A 17,569-nucleotide genomic window follows, 5' to 3' on the forward strand; every position below is an offset into this window, starting at 1 on the left:
TTCGAAAGTCAAGCGGTTGTTTTCACTTTTCTTTCGGCGCCCACCTCGCTAGGAAGCTGGCTCATCAGTGCGGCGTGTTCCGCCGTGCTGGTAGGGGCGCATTATAGGGAGCCGGGCCGGGATGACAAGGGATTTTTAGCCAAAACGGTGCGACCGCTCACTTTTTGCCCTCAAACCACCAAAACAACCTGATTAACCCCTGTTACGCCGACTTTTTGTTCGATTCCTGCTGGCGTGCTTCTATATAGCTAAGCCAGCGCTCGGCGCGTACCTGCCAGACGCTTCCCCCTTCCGCTTTCAGTTCACGGGCCAGCACCATGGCTTTCTGATATTGCTGCTGGTTGAGCAGGGCTTGCACCAGCTGTCCCTTGACCCTGCGCCCCTGCTCGCTGCGATGTTGCCCCGTCGCCGCCAATTGCGTCATGGCCGCCTCGGTTTCCCCCCGCAGCAGCAGCAGTTCGGCCGCCCGCAATCCGGCATCTGTCTGGGCTGCCTGCCTGGCCAGGGTCTGCCAGCTGACGATGGCCTTGGGCCATTCCCTCGCCCCTTCCCACAGCTGGGCCAACAGACGCTGGTTTTCCACATTCTGCTTCAATTGCCCCTTCGCCATGGCATTTTCCAGCAGGCGGGCTCCGCGATAAGGCAAGCCTTGCCAACCATAGAGGCGAATGAGCTGAGTGCGGGTCGACGCTTCGTCCATCAGGCCGCGATCGAGGGCAGTCTGCAGTAAAGCCAGGGCCTGATCGCCCCGCTTGGCCGAGATGTTCAATGCGACGGCCTGTTGCCACCAGCGGCTCTCGTTCGGTTCACGGCGGATCAGCTCCCCCGCCTGATCGGCGGCCTGGGCATAGCGCTGCAGGGAGGTCAGGGCCGAGAGACGGATCAGCGCCACCGGCTTCTGCCAACCCTGCTTGAGCAGCTGATCGCTCTGGCGGATGGCTTCGTCGTACTGCTTGTCATGGTAATAGAGGCCCGCCAGACGCAGCCTGAGTTCGTTGCTCGGCTGCCTGGCCAATACGGCGCGATAGCTGCTGATGGCGCCACGCCAGTCCGACTGCTGGGCCTGGATATCCCCCTTCAGGCGCAGCAGCTGAAGCAGTTGCGCCTCTGGCCACTCTTTATAGGAGAGCGCCTGTTCCACATATCGGCTCGCCTGGGCCGTCTGCTGCAAGTTGGCAGCCAGGGAGGCATTGAGCTGCGCCAGCCAGGCACGTTCCGATTCGGAACCCGGTTTGAGTTCGCGGGCCCGGCTCTGGGCCTGCTGGAACTGGCCGGACTGATAAAGCTTGAGCACGGGTGCCAGCTGACGAGAGAAGTGCGGGCTCACCTCCATGGCCCAGCTGCTCGCACTCAGCAGGGCCAACAGGCAGATCCAGATCCGCAACATAATCATGACTCCAACTTGAACTTGAGGGTGATCACCTGGGGCAGCTTGTCGCTCGCCCCCGGTCTGGGTTGATAGCGCCACTTGCTCACCGCCTGAATAGCGGCGCGCTCGAACTGACGTCTTGGCTTGGCGTCGACCACGGTCACATCCTGCACCCGACCTTCGGCATCCACGCTGAAGCTCAGGGTGACGAATCCTTCGATGCCCGCCTGCTGCGCCCGGTAGGGATAGCTGGGTTCGATCCGTTGCAACGGGGTCAGTATGTCGCTGCTGCCGATCCCACCCAACTGACCATGAGGGTTGCCCGCGGCAACGGCTGCCGGAGCTGGCGCCGCCATCACCCCGGGGGCCGCCACCTGCACCGGGCTCAGGTCGGCGACCAGATCCAGGTTGGGCTGAACCGTGGGCAAGGCCGGGGTTGGCGGCGTCGGCATGGGGCTCAGGGAGAGGGCAGCCGGAGGCTCGGGCAGGGGCTCCGGCTTGGGCGGGATGGGGCGCTCGCGCTGCGCCACCTCGCTCTGCTCGGCCTGCATCCGGATGACGATGGGGGCCTGCTCGCTGCTCTGGGCCCGCTCCTTGGGCGGTTCGACCAGCGCGGCCATGAACAGCAGTATGCCCAGGCTCAACAACAGGCCCAGGGCCAGGCTCATCAGCTTCCACTTCATGGCGCGGATACCGCCACCGCTATATTGGCGATGCCGGCGGCCTTGGCCTCGTCCATCACCCGCACCACCTTGCCATGGGGCACCCGCTCGTCGGCCTGGATCACCAGACTGGATTCGGGCTGTTCCGCCAGCATGCGTGCCAGGCTGGCCTGCACCCTCTCGATGTCGATCTGCTTGCGATCGAGGAAGATCTGCCCCTGCTCGCCGATTGCCAGCATGATGCTGGAGGACTTCTGCGCCTTCGCCTGACTCGCCTGGGGTCTGTTGACCTCGAGCCCGGCCTCGCGCACGAAGGAGGTGGTCACAATAAAGAAGATCAACATGATGAAGACGATGTCGAGCATGGGGGTCATGTCGATCTGCACTTCATCACGCACGCGCTTGGGTTGGCGTCTCATGGTAATACCTTCTCTTCGCGCAGCCCGTCCCGGGTGGCAGCCAGGGCGCGTTTGGCCTGGCTGTCGAGACGACTGAGTAACAATACGCCGAGCAGGGCGACCACCATGCCCGCCATGGTGGGAATGGTGGCCCGGGAGATCCCCCCCGCCATGCTCTCGGGGTTAAAGCGATTGGCCGCCGCCAGGGTGTCGAACACCCCTATCATGCCGGTTACTGTGCCCAGCAACCCCAGCATGGGGCAGAGCACCACCAGGGTACGGATCAGGATCAGGTGGCGACCCAGCTCCAGCTCGGCCTGGGCCAGCCAGCGGCCGCGAATGGCGCGGGCATGCCAGCTGCCGTGTTCCGCCCTGGCCTGCCAGTCCGCCTGCAGCCGGCGGCGCAGGGCGCCGTAACCCAGATTGAGATAGAGCAAGCGCTCGATGATCAGGATCCACATCAGCGCCAGCATGGCCAGGATGACCCAGAGCACGGGACCGCCTCGGCCCATGAAGCTCTGCACCTGGTGCCAGACATCCAGCATCATGCCGCCCGCTCCGTGCGAACCTTGCCTTCCGCACGCTCAGCCAGAATGCCGGCCACCTGCTGTTCCAGCACGTTGGAGAGCTCGACGAAGCGCGACTGCAACAGGCTATGGGAGAGGATGAGCGGGATCGCCGCCACCAGCCCCATGACGGTGGTGATCAGCGCCATCGAGATGCCGCCGGCCATGATCTTGGGATCGCCCGTGCCAAACAGGGTGATGGACTGGAAGGTGCCTATCATGCCGGTCACGGTGCCGAGCAGCCCCAACATGGGCGCCAGGGCGGCGATCACCTTGACCATGCCAAGGCCTCGTTCCAGCCGTGGCGTCTCCTGCAGGATCGCCTCATCCAGCCTCAACTCCAGGGTTTCCATGGGGATCTCGGGGTGCTTGTCCGCCACCTGCAGCACCCGCCCGAGGGCGTTGTCGGCATGATAGTCACCGCTGGCAAGCTGACGACGCACCCTGCCCAGCTCGCGAGAGAGGCTCCAGAGCCGCACCGCCGCGATGCCAAGGCCAATCACGGCCAGCAACACTATGATGGCGCCCACCTTGCCACCCTGCTGGATCTGCTGCCAGAGGCTGGGGGCCTGGGTCTGCATGGCGAGCAAGACCCCATGGGAGGGGTCGATCACGGCGGCCTCTCCCTCAGCGCCGCCATAGGCGAGGGCGGTACCGTTCAGGCTGGCCGGCAGACCGAGCACAGGGGCCAGGCCATCGGCCCCGGCTTGCAGCAAACCATCCTGCCCCACCAGCATGAAGCTGCCGATGCGGGTCACCTGCTGGGTGGCACTGGCCCCCTGACCATCGAGCACATCCGCCTCGAAGCGGGTCACCTGGGCAGATCCTTCTATCTCCTGCATCAGCAGGGCAGGCAATTGAGCCAGGGCGGCGCGATCCGGCACATCCTGCTCCTTGCTCATCTGCTGCAGCGGCAGCAGGCGATCGGCAAACTGTCCCTGCATGGCCGAGCCGCCGAGCAGCTTGACCGCATCGCCGGCCCCCTGACGCGCGACGGCAAAGACCTGATCCATGTCGCTGGCCGCCTGCTGCCACTGGGCTTTCAGTTCACCCAGCCGTTTCTCGTTGTCGGCAAATTCGCTCGCCAGCTGTTTGCTCTGTTGCTGGGCGGCATTGAGCCTGGCGCGGGCACTGGCCAGGCTCTTGCTGACGTCGCCGAGCTCCTGGTTGGCCTCTTGCTCCCTGAGTTGTTCCTGGACCTGCCAGTTCTCGTTGGCCAGGGCGGGTTGAACCAGCATCAGGGCAATGATGAGGGGAAGCTGTTTCATGACTGGGTCTCCTGCAGGGCCACGGAGAGCGGCAGTTGCAACAACTGGGGTACCCCCTTGTCTTTTGCCATGGCAAAGGCGTCGGAGAGCGGGCCGAACCATAGGCTATCCAGCGGCTGCCAGGTCTTTTCCTGTGCCGACCAGCGCCAGGCCAGGCTGTGATCCGCCGTCATGGCCAGCAGAGCCACCCGGCCCACGGCCAGCACCTCTACCCGGCGCGGCGCGCCATCCAGGGTCAGCTCGGCCGAGTAGGCATCGAGCCGATTGCCGTATTCGGCCTCGATCTGATAGGCCTGCAGCAACTGACGAAACTTCTCCGCCTCGCTCACGTCGCTGCGGGAAAGGGTCACTTTCAACCCTTCGACCCGGGCCAACCGCTCCTCTTTACGCAGTGGCACGTCACGTTGCACCAGCTCGGCCAGTTCGCTCTGCATCTGCAGCATCAGCGGGATCAGGCCCTGACGGGTCTCCTCCACCGCTCCGAGCTGACTCTCGAGGCGAGTCAGCTCGCCGCGTTGATCCTCGACCAGAGAACGCATGTAGCTGTTGTAGGCTTCGAGATCGCGCAGCTGCAGCTCGGCATTTTGCAGCTCCTGCCGTGCGGCCATGGCGGCATCTGCCGCCTTCTCAACGCGCTGCTGAGACGCCTGACCGGCGGCAATGCTCGCCTTGAGGCTGGGTTTGACCAAATCGTCGGCACAAACCGAGAGGGAGATCGATAATGGCAACAGGGCCAGACACCATAACTTGCTCATAGGATGAATCTTAACAATGATAACTATTCTCATTATTTCAAATGATGGCGCTAGTATCAATCGACATCCCCCCTTGGCCTGAGAGGAAAAAAGCAGGATAATTTTTAGACAAACACGGGATTTACTGGCGTTGGCATAAGCAACACCAAATTTATAACTAAAAAATATCTTTTCGATCAGCGAGATAGCGGTCGAAACGGGAGAATAGAATGTTTAACGACGCCATATGGGAACACATAGACAGGTTTGCCAGGGCCAAGAAAACCAGCGACATTCAGCAGCTTCTGGAGCGTTTCAGCCACCAGATGGGGTTTGATTACTTCCGTTTGTTGATTATTTTTCCCATCAGCATGCAGAAATCCCACGTCGCCCTGTTCAACAACTGCCCCACCAGCTGGTTCAATGCCTATTCGGAGAAGCAGTTCCTGACCCAGGATCCCGTGGTGCATCTGGGCCTGAAACAGACCCAGCCCATCTTCTGGAACCAGCTCGACTGCACCTCCCCCTGGCTGCCCAGCGCCAGCCAGGAGGTGATGAACCTGGCCGCCGACTTCGGCGTGCGCAATGGCGTCTCCTTTCCGCTGCACACCCCGCAAGGGGAACACGGCATCCTCTCCTTCATCACCAAGGAACGCTCCGACTCCGAACTGATGTTTGAAAACGTTCCCTTGCTGTCGTTCTGCGCCAGCTACATCTTCAATTCGGCCCTGACCCTGATCAAGGCCAGGCCGGACCTGATGAAGTACCTGACCGAGCTGTCGGATCGGGAGAAGGAGTGCCTGTTCTGGGCCAGCGAGGGCAAGACCTCCTGGGAGATAGCTACCATACTCGGCATCAGCGAGCGCACCGTGAACTTCCACCTCAACCAGGTGACCAACAAGACGGATTCCAAGAATCGCAGCCAGGCCATCGCCAAGGGGATCTCCAGCGGCATCATAGTGCCCTCCCTGACCGACGTGACCATCACCAACCTGCGGCTGTCATAGCCCGGTTTGCCAAAACAAAAAGAGCCGCAGATGCGGCTCTTTTTGTTGTTCAAGACAGCATTATTCCACGGTCACGGATTTCGCCAGGTTGCGCGGCTGATCCACATCTGTGCCCTTGATGAGGGCGACGTGGTAGGAGAGCAGCTGCAACGGCACGGTATAGACGATGGGCGCAATCATCTCTTCCACGTGGTTCAGGCTCATCACCCGCATGGTCTCGTCGCTCTTGAAGCCGGCGTCGGCATCCGCGAACACGTAGAGGATGCCGCCGCGGGCACGCACCTCTTCCACGTTGGACTTGAGCTTCTCCAGCAGGTCGTTGTTCGGCGCCACCACTATGATGGGCATCTCGGCATCGATCAGCGCCAGCGGGCCATGCTTGAGCTCACCGGCGGCATAGGCCTCGGCGTGGATGTAGGAGATCTCCTTGAGTTTGAGCGCCCCCTCCATGGCGATGGGGTACTGGCTGCCACGACCGAGGAACAGGCTGTGGTGCTTGTCGGCAAACTCTTCGGCCAGGGTCTCGATCTGCTTGGCCAGAGCCAGGCTCTCCTTGATGCGCAGTGGCAGGGCTTGCAGCGCCTTGACCAGTTCGGCCTCGGCGGCGGCGCTCAGGTGGCCACGGCAGTGACCGACGGAGGCCACCAGCATCAGCAGGCCGGCCAACTGGGTGGTGAATGCCTTGGTGGAGGCCACCCCGATTTCTGCCCCCGCGCGGGTCATAAAGGCGAGATCCGATTCGCGCACCAGGGAGGAGCCCGGCACGTTGCAGATGGCGAGCGAGCTCATGTAACCGGACTCCTTGGCCAGACGCAGGGCCGCCAGGGTATCGGCGGTCTCGCCGCTCTGGGAGAGGGTCACCAGCAGGCTGTTGGGGCGCACCACCGACTTGCGGTAGCGGAACTCGGAGGCGATCTCCACGTCGCAGGAGACGCCGGCAATCTCTTCGAACCAGTAGCGGGCCACCATGCCGGAGTTGTAGGAGGTGCCGCAGGCCACGATCTGGACGTGCTCGACCTTGTCGAAGATGGCGCGTGCGCCGTTGCCGAAGGACTCGACCACCACGTGATCGCTGCCCAGGCGGCCTTCCAGGGTGTTGGTGATGGCCTTGGGTTGCTCGTAGATCTCTTTGAGCATGTAGTGACGATATTCACCCTTGTCACCGGCATCGTGGGAGAGCTCGGACTCCAGCTCCTCGCGCACCACTGCATTCCCGTCGGTATCGAAGATGTGCACGTCGCGACGGGTCACCTCGGCCACGTCCCCCTCTTCCAGGAAGATGAAGCGGCGGGTCACCGGCAGCAGGGCCATCTGGTCGGAGGCGATGAAGTTCTCGCCGATGCCGCGGCCGATCACCAGGGGGGAGCCGGAGCGGGCCACCACCACGCGGCTGTCGTCACGGCTGTCCATCACCACTGTGCCGTAGGCGCCGCGCAGCTGCTTCACCGCCACCTGCATGGCCGCCAGCAGGCTGGGGGCGGATTTCAGCTCGTGGTGCACCAGGTGGGCGATCACCTCGGTGTCGGTGTCGGAGCTGAACACATAGCCCAGCGCCTGCAACTCTTCCCGCAGCGCTTCGTGGTTCTCGATAATGCCGTTGTGCACCACGACTATATGCTCGGAGACGTGGGGGTGGGCATTGCGCTCGGACGGCTCGCCATGGGTAGCCCAGCGGGTGTGGGCAATGCCGGTGCCGCCGTGGACGGACTGCTCTTCCAGCGCCTTGGCCAGTTCGGCTACCTTGCCGAGGCGACGCACCCGCTGCAGCGGCTGGTTGGCGCTGAACACGGCCACCCCGGCGGAGTCATAGCCGCGGTATTCCAGACGGCGCAGGCCCTCTACCAAAATTTCAGCCACATCACGTTGGGCCACGGCCCCGACGATGCCACACATAGACTTCTCCTTGAAACGTAAGACGTTAATTCGATTGGATAATGGATGTTTGGGTCAAACCGCCACGGGGGCGCAGACAAGCTGGATCCCCCTGGCCTGGATCTGTGCTCTGGCCTCGCCGTCCAGCCCCTCGTCGGTCACCAGGGTATGGATGCCGGACCAGGGCAGCTCGAGATTGGGGATCTTGCGGCCTATCTTCTCCGACTCCACCATGACGATGACCTCGCGGGAGACCTCGGCCATCACCCGGGAGAGGCCCACCAGCTCGTTAAAGGTGGTGGTGCCCCGCTCCGGGTCTATGCCATCGGCGCCGATGAACAGCTGGTCGAAGTCATAGGAGCGCAGCACCTGCTCCGCCACCTGACCCTGGAAGGATTCGGAGTGGGGATCCCAGGTGCCGCCGGTCATCAGCAGGGTGGGCTCGTTTTCCAGCTCCCGCAGGGCACCGGCCACGTTGAGGGAGTTGGTCATGACGATGAGGCCGCGCTTGTTGCCCAGCATGGGGATCATGGCGCTGGTGGTGCTGCCGCTGTCGATGATGATGCGGTTGTGATCGCGGATCCGCTCGGCGGCGGCGCGGGCGATGGCCAGCTTTCGTTTCGAAACCTGATCCGGGTTGCTGTCCACCACCATCTCGCTCGGCAGCGGCACGGCGCCACCGTAACGGCGCAGCAGCAGGCCACCGGTCTCCAGCACCGCCAGGTCCTTGCGGATGGTCACTTCCGAGGTGGAGAAGTGCTTGGCCAGGGCATCGACGCTGACTTCCCCCTGCTCCTGCACCAGGCTCACTATGGTGTGACGGCGCTGCTGTGTGTTGCGTTTGGTCATCTTTAAGTTTCGATTCGAAAGAATGTCGAAATATTAATGCCTTTTCGGGAAAAATCAAACGGCAAATAGGATCCGATGTGGTTCGATGCCAGAATGAAGGGCCAATTTGTGACGAGGACGCCATGGACAAACGACTCATCTGGCTGGTGGAAGATGAGGCCAGCATTGCCGATACCCTGATCTACGCCTTGCAGACCGACGGCTTCGAGGTGGAGTGGTTCCCCCTCGGCCAGCCGCTGCTGGCGCGACTGGAACAGACGCGACCGGATTTTTTGATCCTGGATGTGGGGCTGCCGGACATCGGCGGTTTCGAACTGTGCAAGCGGGTGCGGGCCCTGACCGATGTGCCCCTGATGTTTCTCACCGCCCGCAGCGAGGAGATAGACAGGCTAATCGGGCTGGAAATAGGCGCCGACGACTACGTGGCCAAGCCCTTCTCGCCCCGGGAGGTGTGCGCCAGGGTGCGGGTCATCCTGCGCCGCAGCCAGCCGGCCGCCACCCAGCCGAGTCAGGCCCTCATTCTGGACGAGGAGCGGGCCCGCATCTGCTTCCTGGGGCAGCCGCTGGCCCTCACCCGCTACGAGTACCTGCTGCTCAAGACGCTGATGCAGGCGCCGGGCCGGGTCTACTCCCGCCAGCAGCTGATGGATCTGGTGTGGCAGGACGCGGAAGAGAGCCTGGATCGCACCGTCGACACCCACATCAAGACCCTGCGCGCCAAGCTGCGGGAGCGGGATCCGGACGCCAATCTCATCCTGACCCATCGCGGGCTGGGCTACAGCCTGGAGCTGGCATGAACTCAAGGTTGCCAAGCACCGGCCGGGGGATGAGATGAGAATTGGATTGCAACTGCTGTGCGGCCTGGTGCTGATCTTCGCCCTGGCGGCCTGGTTCGTGCTGGAGATCTTCGTCGAGGAGATCAAACCCGGGGTACGCAGCGCCACCGAAGATACCCTGGTGGACATGGCCCAGATGCTGGCTCCCCTGGCCCTGGACGACATGCAGGAGGGGAAGATGGCGGACGGTCGGCTGGCCAGCGCCTTCGCCCGCCTCAACCAGGGCCCCATCAATGCCCTCATCGACGGCCACCTCAAGCAGCAGGCGGAGTACCGCATCTATGTGGTCGACGCCAAGGGCAAGGTGGTCTACGACTCGGACGGGGTGGATCTGGGCAAGGACTATTCCCGCTGGAACGACGTCTACCTCACCCTGCGCGGCGAATATGGCGCCCGCAGCACCCGCAGTGACCCCGACGATCCCGCCAGCTCTGTGATGCACGTGGCCGCCCCCTTGCGGGAAGGAAAGGACATTCTGGGCTCCCTCACCGTCGCCAAGCCCAACCGTACCCTGCTGCCTATGATAGAGCGCAGCGAACACCAGCTGTTGAAAGGGGCGGCCCTGCTGCTGTTCATCTCGCTGCTCATCGGCGCCCTGCTGGTGTGGTGGCTCACCCGCGCCATCGGCCAGCTGGTTCACTATGCCGATGCGGTCAGCCAGGGGCAGCCCGCCAACCTGCCGCGCCTCTACAGCCCGGAGCTGGACCGACTCGGCCGCTCCCTGGAAACCATGCGCCGCCAGCTGGACGGCAAGGCCTATATCGAAGCCTATGTCCACAGCCTGACCCACGAGCTGAAGAGCCCGCTGGCCGCCATTCGCGGGGCGGGGGAGATCCTGGCCGAGGCGCCGCCGCCGGACGCCGCGAAACGCTTTATCGGCAACATCAATCTGGAGACGGCCCGCATGCAGCAGCTGATCGAGCGCATGCTGCAACTGGCGCGCCTCGAATCGGGGCAGGGGCTGGACAGGCAATCCGTCGAGCCGGCCCGGCTGGGCAGACGGGTACTCGATGCCCGCCAGATCCAGGCCCAGCGCCGCCAGATCACCCTGCACGCCGAGCTGGGGGAGGGCCAGAAGCAGAAGTGGGACCCCCTGCTGGTGGAGCAGGCGCTCGGCAACCTGCTGGACAACGCCCTCGATTTCTCTCCCATCGGCAGCACTCTGGCGCTGAGCGGCGCCGTGGAGCAAGGGGGATATAGCTTCCGGGTGCGGGATCAGGGGCCAGGCATTCCCGACTATGCGCTGCCCAGAATTTTCGAGCGCTTCTACTCCCTGCCCAGACCCGACAAAGGCAAGAGCAGCGGCCTCGGGCTCAGCTTTGCCATGGAGGTGGCGCGCCAACACGGCGGCCGACTGACCCTTGCCAACCAGCCAGGAGGCGGCGTGCTGGCCGAACTCTGGCTGCCCGGCAATTGAGGGCACTTCACACCAAGCACACAGAGCCGGACTAAGCTGCGCCTCCTCGATGCCGACCTTCCCCGTCGATGCGCATTCCCATGAATCAAGGAGATAGATATGCCCCGTCTGCTGTTGTCCGGCCTGCTTGCCGCCGGTCTGCTCTGTTCATTGCCCGCCAGCGCCGCGTCCGGCTGCATGCTGTTTGCCGATGGCAGCGGCAAACCCTTCAGTAGCCAGGGGGAGTGCGCCGCCCAGTTGCCCCCTGCCTCCACCTTCAAGATCCCCCTGGCCCTGATGGGCTATGACAGCGGCTTCCTGGTGGATGAGCAGCTGCCCGCCCTGCCATTCAAACCCGGCGACGATGACTGGTTGCCAGCCTGGCGCGAGACCACCACCCCGAGCCGCTGGCTCACCTACTCTGTGGTCTGGTACTCCCAGCGTCTCACCGAGTGGCTGGGGATGGAGCGCTTCCAGCGCTACGTGGACAGCTTCGACTACGGCAACCGGGATCTCTCGGGCAACCCGGGCAAGCACGACGGCCTGACCCAGGCCTGGCTCAGCGCCAGCCTCACCATCAGCCCCCAGGAGCAGGCCCGCTTCCTCGGCAAGATGGTGAATGGCAAGTTGCCGGTCTCCGCCAAGACGCTGCAGCACACGGCCAATATCCTGCGTCAACCCGACATCGATGGCTGGCAGATCCACGGCAAGACCGGCATGGGCTACCCCAAGCTGCTGGATGGCAGCCTCAATCAGGATCAGCAGATCGGCTGGTTCATTGGCTGGGCCAGCAAGCAGGACAAGAAGCTCATTTTCGTCCACACGGTCGTGCAAAAGCCCGGCAAGCAGTTCGCGTCCCTCAAGGCGAAGGAAGAGGTGTTTGCCGCACTACCGGCGCAGCTCAAGAAGATGTGATTGCTCCCACCGGCGCCTGGCGCCGGTTTTTTGTCCCCCTTCACCGCCACTTCACAGGGCCCCATCTTCCCTTCACCCGACCCCGGCACACTCCCGTTCAACAACAAGGAGAGGCGTCATGGTCAAACAGATTTTCACCCACAAGATAGTGCTGCTGCCGTTGCTCAGCCTGCTGATGATGATCCCGGTTCACGCCATCATGGAGCTGAACCGGGAGCGCCAAGTTTACCGCTCACAAGCCATCAAACAGATAATGGCCAGTACGAGTGGACCGCAGCGCCTAACGGGCCCCGTCATCGTCCTCCCGTACACACGCGAACTGATCCTGACCGATGGCAAGGAAACCAGGAGGGAGGTGGAGACACGCTACCGCTACCTGTTGCCAGAACAGCTCACTGCCACGGCTAACATGGAGGTCACGCCACGCAAGCTTGGCATCTACCAGGCCCAGGTGTATCAGGCCAACGTCACTCTCACCGGCCAATTGCCAGCACTCCCTGATTGGCAGCCCCCACGCAACAGCGTTCCCGGCCAACCCTATCTCAGCCTGGCCGTCTCAGATGCGCGCGGCATTACTCAGATCCCGACCATCACCCTCAGCAACGAGCCACTGACCGTCACCCCCGGATCCCGGCTTGGCACCCTGCCCGGCGTGCATGTCCCGCTGACGACCAGACAACTGCAAGGAGGGAAATTCGATGTCAGGATTTCCCTGCAGGGCATGGAGAAATTCACCCTGATCCCGGTCGGTCGTGACAGCAAGCTGGCCTTGTCTGGTAACTGGCCCCACCCCAACTTCCTCGGTGATTTCCTGCCAGCCATCCGCACCGTAAACGAGCAAGGTTTCAATGCCGATTGGCAGACCAGCTGGTTTGCCACAGACATGGAAAACAAGTTCCACGACATGATCCAGAGGGACTCGGAACGTCTACCCAGCTTCAGCGTCAGCCTGGTGCAACCGGTGGATCACTATCAGCAAAACGAGCGGGCGGCCAAGTATGCCCTGCTGTTCATCGGCCTCACCTTCCTCAGCTTCTTCATGTTCGAGCTGCTCAAGGGGCTGAGGGTGCACCCTATCCAGTACGCCCTGGTGGGCATGGGGCTGGCCATCTTCTATCTGGTACTGCTGGCGCTGACCGAGCATCTCGGCTTTGGCTGGGCCTATCTCATTGCCACCCTCGCCAGCGTGGCCCTCAACGGCTTCTACCTGAGCCATGTGCTGGGCGGCCCGAAACAGGGAGTGGGATTCGCCGCCCTGCTGGGGTTGGTCTACGCCATCCTGTTCGGCCTGCTGCAGGCCGAGGAGACAGCCCTGCTGCTCGGCGCCCTGCTGCTGTTCGCCATACTGGCGCTGATCATGGTGCTGACCCGCAAGCTGGACTGGTATGGGGTGATGGGCAACCCGCCCCCTTCCTCTTCCCCAAGCCAGGAGAGCTGAAAACGAAACCGGCGCCCTGAGGGCGCCGGTTTGCATTTCATTGATCGGGTATCACTTCTTCTTGACCGGACGGGCCCAATGCTTGATGTGGCGCTGGGCCACCCGGGTGATCACCAGCTCGTGCTCGGCCACATCCTTGGTGATGGTGGAGCCGGCCCCCAGGGTCGCCCCCTTGCCGATGCGCACCGGCGCCACCAGCTGGGTATCTGAGCCGACGAAGACGTCATCCTCTATGATGGTCTGGAACTTGTTCACCCCATCATAATTACAAGTAATGGTACCGGCCCCTATGTTCACCTTGGCGCCGATGTCCGCATCCCCCAGATAGGTCAGATGACCACACTTGGAGCCCACACCGAGCCGGGATTTCTTCATCTCGACGAAGTTTCCGACGTGGGCATCCTGCTCCAGCACGGCCCCCGGGCGCAGGCGGGCGAAGGGGCCGACCGAGCACTGATCCGCCACCTGGGCACCCTCGATGACGGAGTAGGGCTTCACCTCGCTGTGATCGCCAATCTCGCAATCCTTGAGGACGCTGCCTGCACCGATGCGCACATGGTTGCCGAGCTTGACCCTGCCCTCGATGATGACGTTGACGTCGATCACCACCTCTTCCCCGATCTCGAGCGTGCCGCGCAGATCGAAGCGGGCGGGGTCTATCAGGGTAGCGCCGGCGATCATCAGCCTCTCGGCCTGCATCTGCTGATAGCTGCGCTCGAGGGCCGCCAGCTGGACCCGGTTGTTGGCCCCTTCCACCTCCATGGCGCTGTCCGGGTGGACCGCGGCGATGGGGCAGCCATCCCCATGGGCCATGGCGATGACGTCGGTGAGATAGAACTCCCCCTGGGCGTTCTTGTTGTCCAGACGGGACAGCCAGCCACGCAAATCGGCGCCCTTGGCCACCAGCACGCCGGTATTCACCTCGCGGATGGCGAGCTGTTCGGCATTGGCATCCTTCTGCTCGACGATGCCGACCACTTGGCCGTTTTCACGGACGATGCGGCCGTAGCCGGTGGGGTTGTCCAGCACCACGGTCAGCAGCGCCATGCCGTCGTCGGTCTTGGCGGCCAGCAGCCGTTGCAGGGTCTCGGGCTGGATCAGCGGGGTATCGCCGTAGAGCACCAGCACGTCGTCTTCATCTTTCCAGAACGGGATCGCCTGGGCGACGGCATGGCCGGTCCCCAGCTGCTGGGCCTGCAACACCCAGTTCAGATCCGGGGCGGCGATCCGCTCTTTCAGCAGCTCGGCGCCGTGGCCATAGACCAGGTGCAGTTGCTCGGCCCCTATCTGGCGGGCGGTGTCGATCACATGGGACACCATGGGTTTGTTGGCGACAGGGTGCAGCACCTTGGGCAGTACGGAGCGCATGCGGGTACCTTTACCCGCAGCCAGGATCACGACGTTGAGAGACATAGCCAGCCTTTGAAACATGAAGAAATGCTCGGCGGAGTCTATCGAACGGGCAAAAAAAAAGCGACCCGAAGGTCGCTTTTGATAGTACCGCTATTAACGGTAATTCTTTTTGACGATATCGATAACCCGCAGTTGGGCCATCGCCTTGGCCAGCTCGGTGGCGGCCTGGGCGTAATCGATGTCACCATGGGAGCTGTGGATCCGCTCCTCGGCACGACGCTTGGCTTCCTGGGCTTTCGCCTCATCCAGGTCATCGGCACGGATCGCGGTATCGGCCAGCACAGTCACGGCTTCGGGTTGTACTTCCAGCATGCCGCCGGAGATGTACATCACCTCTTCATCACCGTTCTGCTTCACCAAGCGGACCAGGCCCGGCTTGATGGACGTCAGCAGCGGTGCATGACCGTGGCGGAGACCCAGCTCACCCTCGGAGCCTGATACCTGGGCAGATTGTACGCGACCGGAAAACAGCTTTCCTTCGGCGCTCACCACGTCCAGGTGAAAGGATATCTCAGCCATGGGCCCTCCTATCGAGGCTTACAGTTTCTTGGCTTTCTCGACGACTTCGTCGATACCGCCAACCATGTAGAACGCCTGCTCGGGCAGATCGTCATACTCGCCTTTCAGGATGCCCTGGAAACCACGGATGGTCTCTTTCAGCGGCACGTATTTGCCCGGAGAACCGGTAAATACTTCGGCCACGAAGAACGGCTGGGACAGGAAACGCTCGATCTTACGGGCACGGGCGACGGTCAGTTTGTCTTCTTCTGACAGTTCATCCATACCCAGGATGGCGATGATGTCCTTCAGCTCCTTGTAGCGCTGCAGCACGGTCTGAACGCCACGAGCAGTCTCGTAGTGCTCCTTGCCAACCACCAGCGGATCCAGCTGACGGGAGGTGGAGTCCAGCGGGTCAACGGCAGGGTAGATACCCAGTGCCGCGATCTGACGGGACAGTACCACTGTCGCATCCAGGTGGGCGAAGGTGGTCGCCGGAGACGGGTCGGTCAAGTCATCCGCAGGCACGTAAACGGCCTGGACTGAGGTGATGGAACCTGTCTTGGTGGAGGTGATACGTTCCTGCAGAACGCCCATCTCCTCGGCCAGGGTCGGCTGGTAACCTACTGCGGACGGCATACGGCCCAGCAGTGCGGATACTTCGGTACCCGCCAGGGTGTAACGGTAGATGTTGTCCACGAAGAACAAGACGTCACGGCCCTCGTCACGGAACTTCTCGGCCATGGTCAGGCCGGTCAGCGCCACGCGCAGACGGTTTCCGGGCGGCTCGTTCATCTGACCGTAAACCAGAGATACCTTGTCCAGTACGTTGGACTCCATCATCTCGTGGTAGAAGTCGTTACCCTCACGGGTACGCTCACCGACACCGGCGAACACGGAGTAACCGCTGTGCTCGATGGCGATGTTACGGATCAGTTCCATCATGTTGACGGTCTTGCCGACACCGGCGCCACCGAACAGACCGACCTTACCACCCTTGGCGAACGGGCATACCAGGTCGATAACCTTGATGCCGGTCTCCAGCAGGTCGTTGCTGTTGGACTGATCTTCGTAGCTGGGGGCTTCGCGGTGGATGGACCAACGCTCTTCTTCGCCGATCGGACCCTTCTCGTCGATGGGCTCGCCCAGTACGTTCATGATGCGGCCCAGGGTCGAGGTACCGACCGGTACCTGGATTGCCTTGCCGGTATTAACTACTTCCAACCCACGACGCAGACCGTCGGAGGAACCCATGGTGATGCAGCGTACGACACCGCCACCGATCTGCTGCTGCACTTCCAGCACCAGACCCTGGCCTTGACCTTCGCTGACGACGCTCAGAGCATCGTACACCTTGGGCACGGCATTCTGCGGGAACTCGATGTCCACCACAGCGCCGATGATTTGGACGATGAAACCATTACTCATGTCAAATCCTCTAAACCTTTGATAACCCTTGCCTTACACCGCAGCAGCACCGGAAACGATCTCTGTCAGCTCCTGGGTGATACTGGCCTGACGGGCCTTGTTGTATACCAGTTGCAGATCGTTAATCAGGTTGCCGGCGTTGTCAGTCGCGGCTTGCATGGCAACCATTCGGGCTGCCTGTTCGCTGGCCAAGTTTTCCACCACGCCCTGGTACACCTGGGACTCGACATAGCGAATCAGCAGGGTATCCAGCAGCTTCTTGGGATCCGGCTCATAGAGGTAATCCCAGTGGTGCTTCTTGGCGAGCTTGCTGTCTTCTGTTACGGGCAAAGGCAGCAATTGATCGACTCGGGGTTGCTGCACCATGGTGTTGACGAACTTGTTGTACACCAGATACAGCTTGTCTATCTCACCGTTGTCGTACGCCTTCAGCATGACCTTCACTGAACCGATCAGGTCATTGATGCTCGGGTTGTCACCCAGTCCGGAGACATGGGCTTGCACCTTGGCACCGTGCCGCTGAAAGAAGCCGGAGGCCTTGTTGCCGATCAGAGCCAGGTCAACCTTGGCTCCTTTCGCGCTCCATTGCTTCATATCATTGAGGGCTGCCTTGAACAGGTTGATGTTCAGGCCGCCACACAGGCCACGGTCGGTGGAGACGACGATGTAACCCACTCGCTTGACCTCACGTTCCATGAGGTAGGGGTGCTTGTATTCCAAGTTCCCCTGGGCGATATGGCCGATCACCTTGCGCATGGTTTCAGCGTACGGACGGCTGGCAGACATGCGTTCCTGCGCACGGCGCATCTTGCTTGCTGCCACCATTTCCATAGCGCCGGTGATCTTCTGAGTGTTCTTCACACTCCCGATCTTGTTACGTATCTCTTTTGCGCCGGCCATCTCTTCTCTCCATCAGGTGG

General features: G+C 62.2%; 18 protein-coding genes. 6 read left to right on the forward strand and 12 right to left on the reverse strand.

Going from position 1 to position 17,569, the window contains the following annotated elements; genetic code table 11:
• Positions 1 to 192: hypothetical protein (locus ACW5W4_RS10975; RefSeq protein WP_456689391.1), on the forward strand; the 192-nt coding region annotated here is incomplete at its 5' end.
• A gap of 10 nt (positions 193 to 202) precedes the next feature.
• Here the strand turns inward: ACW5W4_RS10975 and ACW5W4_RS10980 are convergent.
• Genes ACW5W4_RS10980 through ACW5W4_RS11005 form a run of 6 tightly spaced genes read right to left on the reverse strand, consistent with a single transcriptional unit; the run spans position 203 to position 5,018 of the window.
• Complete coding sequence (locus ACW5W4_RS10980; RefSeq protein ID WP_456689392.1) at positions 203 to 1,387, reverse strand: hypothetical protein; 1,185 nt, start codon at positions 1,385 to 1,387, stop codon at positions 203 to 205.
• A 2-nt stretch (positions 1,388 to 1,389) separates the two neighbouring features.
• Positions 1,390 to 2,052, reverse strand: coding sequence for a TonB family protein (locus ACW5W4_RS10985; RefSeq protein ID WP_456689393.1), 663 nt, complete (start codon positions 2,050 to 2,052; stop codon positions 1,390 to 1,392).
• Positions 2,049 to 2,450, reverse strand: coding sequence for an ExbD/TolR family protein (locus tag ACW5W4_RS10990; RefSeq protein ID WP_042000449.1), 402 nt, complete (start codon positions 2,448 to 2,450; stop codon positions 2,049 to 2,051). The genes ACW5W4_RS10985 and ACW5W4_RS10990 overlap by 4 nt, the downstream gene beginning before the upstream one ends.
• Positions 2,447 to 2,977 carry a MotA/TolQ/ExbB proton channel family protein gene (locus ACW5W4_RS10995; protein WP_456689394.1) on the reverse strand — a complete coding sequence of 177 codons (531 nt, stop codon included), beginning with the start codon at positions 2,975 to 2,977 and terminating at the stop codon, positions 2,447 to 2,449. Before ACW5W4_RS10995 ends, ACW5W4_RS10990 begins: the two co-directional genes overlap by 4 nt.
• On the reverse strand, positions 2,974 to 4,263 hold the full coding sequence (locus ACW5W4_RS11000; protein ID WP_456689395.1) for a MotA/TolQ/ExbB proton channel family protein: 1,290 nt from the start codon (positions 4,261 to 4,263) through the stop codon (positions 2,974 to 2,976). The genes ACW5W4_RS10995 and ACW5W4_RS11000 overlap by 4 nt, the downstream gene beginning before the upstream one ends.
• On the reverse strand, positions 4,260 to 5,018 hold the full coding sequence (locus tag ACW5W4_RS11005) for a DUF3450 domain-containing protein (RefSeq protein ID WP_456689396.1): 759 nt from the start codon (positions 5,016 to 5,018) through the stop codon (positions 4,260 to 4,262). Before ACW5W4_RS11005 ends, ACW5W4_RS11000 begins: the two co-directional genes overlap by 4 nt.
• 209 nt (positions 5,019 to 5,227) lie before the next feature.
• On the opposite strand from ACW5W4_RS11005, the gene ACW5W4_RS11010 reads away from it, so the two are divergent.
• Positions 5,228 to 6,004, forward strand: coding sequence for a helix-turn-helix transcriptional regulator (locus ACW5W4_RS11010; protein ID WP_042000438.1), 777 nt, complete (start codon positions 5,228 to 5,230; stop codon positions 6,002 to 6,004).
• Positions 6,005 to 6,064: 60 nt separating this feature from the next.
• On the opposite strand, the gene glmS is transcribed toward ACW5W4_RS11010, so the two are convergent.
• Positions 6,065 to 7,897, reverse strand: coding sequence for a glutamine--fructose-6-phosphate transaminase (isomerizing) (gene glmS / locus ACW5W4_RS11015; RefSeq protein WP_427262914.1), 1,833 nt, complete (start codon positions 7,895 to 7,897; stop codon positions 6,065 to 6,067).
• A 54-nt stretch (positions 7,898 to 7,951) separates the two neighbouring features.
• The gene (locus ACW5W4_RS11020) at positions 7,952 to 8,725 is read right to left on the reverse strand and encodes a DeoR/GlpR family DNA-binding transcription regulator (protein WP_456689397.1); all 774 of its coding nucleotides are present in this window, start codon (positions 8,723 to 8,725) and stop codon (positions 7,952 to 7,954) included.
• Positions 8,726 to 8,847: 122 nt separating this feature from the next.
• Between ACW5W4_RS11020 and blrA the strand changes: the two genes are divergently transcribed.
• The 4 genes from blrA to creD all read left to right on the forward strand — a co-directional run bounded on the left by blrA (position 8,848) and on the right by creD (position 13,310).
• Positions 8,848 to 9,522 carry a beta-lactam response regulator transcription factor BlrA gene (blrA, locus tag ACW5W4_RS11025; protein ID WP_456689398.1) on the forward strand — a complete coding sequence of 225 codons (675 nt, stop codon included), beginning with the start codon at positions 8,848 to 8,850 and terminating at the stop codon, positions 9,520 to 9,522.
• A gap of 34 nt (positions 9,523 to 9,556) precedes the next feature.
• Positions 9,557 to 10,978 carry a beta-lactam sensor histidine kinase BlrB gene (gene blrB, locus ACW5W4_RS11030; RefSeq protein ID WP_456689399.1) on the forward strand — a complete coding sequence of 474 codons (1,422 nt, stop codon included), beginning with the start codon at positions 9,557 to 9,559 and terminating at the stop codon, positions 10,976 to 10,978.
• Positions 10,979 to 11,077: 99 nt separating this feature from the next.
• On the forward strand, positions 11,078 to 11,872 hold the full coding sequence (gene blaOXA, locus ACW5W4_RS11035; RefSeq protein WP_456689400.1) for a class D beta-lactamase: 795 nt from the start codon (positions 11,078 to 11,080) through the stop codon (positions 11,870 to 11,872).
• 118 nt (positions 11,873 to 11,990) lie between these two features.
• Entirely contained in the window at positions 11,991 to 13,310 is a 1,320-nt protein-coding gene (gene creD / locus ACW5W4_RS11040) for a cell envelope integrity protein CreD (RefSeq protein WP_456689401.1), read from the forward strand.
• A 51-nt stretch (positions 13,311 to 13,361) separates the two neighbouring features.
• On the opposite strand, the gene glmU is transcribed toward creD, so the two are convergent.
• The 4 genes from glmU to atpG form a co-directional block, all read right to left on the reverse strand.
• The gene (glmU, locus tag ACW5W4_RS11045; protein WP_456689402.1) at positions 13,362 to 14,723 is read right to left on the reverse strand and encodes a bifunctional UDP-N-acetylglucosamine diphosphorylase/glucosamine-1-phosphate N-acetyltransferase GlmU; all 1,362 of its coding nucleotides are present in this window, start codon (positions 14,721 to 14,723) and stop codon (positions 13,362 to 13,364) included.
• Between the two features lie 93 nt (positions 14,724 to 14,816).
• The gene (locus ACW5W4_RS11050) at positions 14,817 to 15,242 is read right to left on the reverse strand and encodes a F0F1 ATP synthase subunit epsilon (RefSeq protein WP_042000414.1); all 426 of its coding nucleotides are present in this window, start codon (positions 15,240 to 15,242) and stop codon (positions 14,817 to 14,819) included.
• An 18-nt stretch (positions 15,243 to 15,260) separates the two neighbouring features.
• Positions 15,261 to 16,649: a F0F1 ATP synthase subunit beta gene (gene atpD, locus ACW5W4_RS11055; protein WP_427262907.1), complete on the reverse strand. Its 1,389-nt coding sequence runs from the start codon at positions 16,647 to 16,649 to the stop codon at positions 15,261 to 15,263.
• Between the two features lie 33 nt (positions 16,650 to 16,682).
• On the reverse strand, positions 16,683 to 17,549 hold the full coding sequence (atpG, locus tag ACW5W4_RS11060) for a F0F1 ATP synthase subunit gamma (RefSeq protein WP_042000406.1): 867 nt from the start codon (positions 17,547 to 17,549) through the stop codon (positions 16,683 to 16,685).
• Positions 17,550 to 17,569: the final 20 nt, after the last annotated feature.

This window comes from Aeromonas crassostreae, from assembly GCF_054052445.1.